Source organism: Bacillus sp. P4_D3, assembly GCF_056401855.1.
This window is the reverse complement of record NZ_JBFUIN010000335.1, coordinates 1-3,490: the sequence shown is the minus strand read 5'-3', so window position 1 is coordinate 3,490 and position 3,490 is coordinate 1. Positions and strand designations below refer to the sequence as shown.

Annotated in this window: 2 protein-coding genes and 1 pseudogene; all 3 read right to left on the bottom strand. The window is 35.3% G+C overall.

All coding sequences use genetic code 11. The features are described from left to right. Positions 1-201: 201 nt before the first annotated feature. Positions 202-932: pseudogene (locus tag AC1DTM_RS20560) on the bottom strand (class I SAM-dependent methyltransferase). A 191-nt stretch (positions 933-1,123) separates the two neighbouring features. Next, positions 1,124-1,507, bottom strand: a complete 384-nt coding sequence (locus AC1DTM_RS20555) for a gamma-glutamylcyclotransferase family protein (RefSeq protein WP_016105084.1) — start codon at positions 1,505-1,507, stop codon at positions 1,124-1,126. A gap of 27 nt (positions 1,508-1,534) precedes the next feature. Next, a partial coding sequence (recQ, locus tag AC1DTM_RS20550; protein WP_477000756.1) for a DNA helicase RecQ occupies positions 1,535-3,490 on the bottom strand: 1,956 nt, incomplete at its 5' end.

Genomic DNA, 3,490 nt, shown 5'->3' with positions numbered 1-3,490 from the left:
ACATAGCTCATACTTCATTAACCCAACCTTTCAATCGATTAGAAGCTAATAAAAATATTTACATGAGTACGGAAGCACTTAACCAACAATCTATATCAACTATTTTCGTCTTATTTGTTTATTAGATTCTACAAATTTGAAATTCCCCTCATACACATAAACTTATCTTAATGTGTATGAGGGATAAGCCCTACCTTTTCTTTATTTCTTTTTTACTTTTATACGATAAGATAAGCAATCATATAGTGAAGCTTGCTCTTTATATCGCGATTGTTCAAAATCAAATGCTCCGCCTGGGAAGAATCCTACAATACTTAAACCTGCTTCAGTACATAGATCGCTAATCTCTTCAACTGAATAACAACGTAAAGACTGTGTCACAATATCATTTGGATAATTAGGATTCCACCAATGATCTAACATTCTTTCATTTATACTATCATATTCATATTTTCGCATAGCTGAACTTAATGACATTTCTTGTCCACTTATCTTTTTCCAATACAATGGTTGATAAATATCAATAAGTGCACATCCTTCATCCAATCTTTAATCCGTTTTAGTAGAAACAATTGCTCATCATCTGTTCCTACACCAAATCCATCTAAATAACTTACTACACCAAATTCTTCCGAAATGTCAATTTGATAGAAATCACCATGGTGAATCGTAATATCCTTACTTGAATGATCCCTTGCAAATTCAACTAATTCTGTTACAAGTTCAACTGTAATCATTTTTACATTTAACTTAGACATCGCCCTTGCGAATCCACCATTTCCTGCACCAAGTTCTAACATCGTTTGAAATGGATGACCAACTTGTTCTTGAACTTCTTTAGCAACCTGCTCTAGCCAGTTTTCTATATTTATATCATAATTCGGCAGTTCAAATTGTTTTTTGTAAAATTCCTTCACATTTAATTCGTTCATTATTATTCTCCTCCTGCCATAGATTTTTCTACTACAAGTGAGAAACTAAATTTCTGATACCCCTGCAAACCCCCCCTTATTATTTCCCTATATTCACAATTTATCAAAAAATAAGAATTTTAAAGTATAAATTCAAAAAGCAGATAATGGATTATTCCACTATCTGCTTTCACATCATTCTATAGCTGCTTTTATTTCCCTTTTTGATACTCCACCCAATCACCAGAAATGATAACTTTCTTTAACATTTCTCTATCTTGAGCAACATACACATATGCATGTGTTTCTATATCCCAAAAATAAATAGTTTGGGTGATCCGGTCATATAAATCACTCTCGGGATTACCTGTATATTCTTCAAGTTCATCTAATTTTTGCAGAACATCACTATTTACTTCATAAACTTCCCCATATACTTTTTCCTCGTTTGAACAAACCATTGCAGGATACCCTTCGTTTGTATCAAATAATTTGCCATACGTCCATGCTCCGTCTGCGATGCATGTTGCACCTCGCATATAATGAGCATTCGTTTGCTCTTTTCTTAACGTGCCATACACGAAAACATGATGCATATGTCCCTATCCCCTTTTTATTGCTCTTTACTTTCTAATTTGTAAATATGCACGAATCATAAAGTAACTCACTTCACCTGGAAGCTGTTCTTTAATAGATTTCAAACCACCTTCTGCATTTTGTACGGCAGTTTCAATAAGAGCTTCATACTCTGTTGGAACAAAGCTTTGCCATTCTACTTCCATACCATCTTCATGGCAACGGATTAAGTGGTTTTCAATCGTTTGTCTTGATAGACCTCTATCTTTCGCAATCTCATTTAAATCAATGCCTTGTTTATACATTTCATATGTTTCTATATGAGAATTCGCTGACGCTTTTCCTGATTTTTTACGCTCTGAAACAACTTCAGTCTTAATTGTTTCCGCATAGTTTGGGTTATCCTCAATAAAGTGCTGAACTGCTTGTAAGAAGTGAGACCCGTACTTCACAAGTTTGTGTTCTCCGATTCCTTTTACAGTTAGGAGTTCGGAGTCACTTTTTGGCATTTTCGCACACATATCTTTTAACGTTTGGTCAGAGAAAATAACGAACGGCGGTACACCTTCTCCTTGCGCAATTTCTTTACGCACTTCACGAAGCACTTCAAATAAAGGATGGTCTTGAACAATTTGTCTCGTTTCTACTCGTTCTTTGCGTAAAACATTCTCTTTACCAAGTAATACTTCTTTTCCTTTTTCCGTTACTTTTAATGTCGGATACGTACCATGTTCAACTGCAATTAACTCATCTGAAATTAAAAACTCAATAAACTCACTGACTTCTTTTACACTACGGTTTGACAAAAGACCGTATGTTGGCAAAGTATGAAAATTAAATTCAATGACTTTCTTATTTTTAGATCCAGTTAATACTTGTGCAATCATTTGTTTTCCGAATCGTTGGTTCGTTCGAATCATACAAGATAGTACCATTTGTGATTCTCTCGTCACATCGATACTTTCACGGTCGTCCGTACAATTACCGCAGCGACCACAATCTTCTTTCGGCTCTTCTCCGAAGTATTGCAAAATAAATGATTGTAAACATTGTTCTGTATGACAGTAATCGGTCATATTTTGGAGTTTTTCAAGTTCGTTTGAAAAACGTGATTCTCCAGTTGATTGATCGATTAAAAAGCGTTGTACTTGCACATCTTGAGAAGAATATAACAAAATACATTCACTATCTAATCCGTCACGACCAGCACGTCCTGCTTCTTGATAGTAACTTTCCATATTTTTTGGCAGTTGATAATGAATAACGTAACGAATATTCGATTTATCAATCCCCATTCCAAACGCTGATGTCGCTACCATAACGCTGATTTCATCTCGTAAAAAGAGTTCTTGCTGTTCATTTCGATCGTGATCGCTCATACCAGCATGATATTTCGATACCGAAACTCCTGCTTTCCCTAAATCTTCATATAACTGATCGACTACTTTTCTTGTAGCTGCATAAATAATCCCAGATTCCTTCTGATTTTGACGAATATAATCTGCTAAATACGCATTACGATCCTGTCCTTTAATTACTGAAAACGATAAGTTCTCGCGTTCGAACGTTGTCATAATTGTATTTTCTTGATTAATTTCAAGCGTGTTACAAATATCATCACGCACTTGTGGTGTCGCGGTTGCTGTTAATGCTAAAACGAGTGGTTTTTCTGGAAGATAATCTAATATGCGATGTATATGTAAATAACTCGGGCGGAAATCATGACCCCACTGCGAAATACAGTGCGCCTCATCAATCGCTATCATCGGGATTTTCATATCGATAAGTTGATCAACAAACTCCATAGAATCAAGACGCTCAGGCGCCACGTAAAGCAACTTGTAATGCCCTTGTTTCGCCAATTGAATTCGTTGATTCGCTTCTGTAATAGAAATAGAACTATTAATATATGTAGCGGAAATACCGTTTTGTATTAATGTATCTACTTGATCTTTCATAAGTGAAATCAAAGGTGAGATAACTAATGTCGTTCCTTCGAATAC

Bases quoted from the DNA above. Each gene is read 5' to 3' on its own strand.
- AC1DTM_RS20555 (WP_016105084.1), bottom strand. From the start codon at position 1,507: ATGCATCATGTTTTCGTGTATGGCACGTTAAGAAAAGAGCAAACGAAT.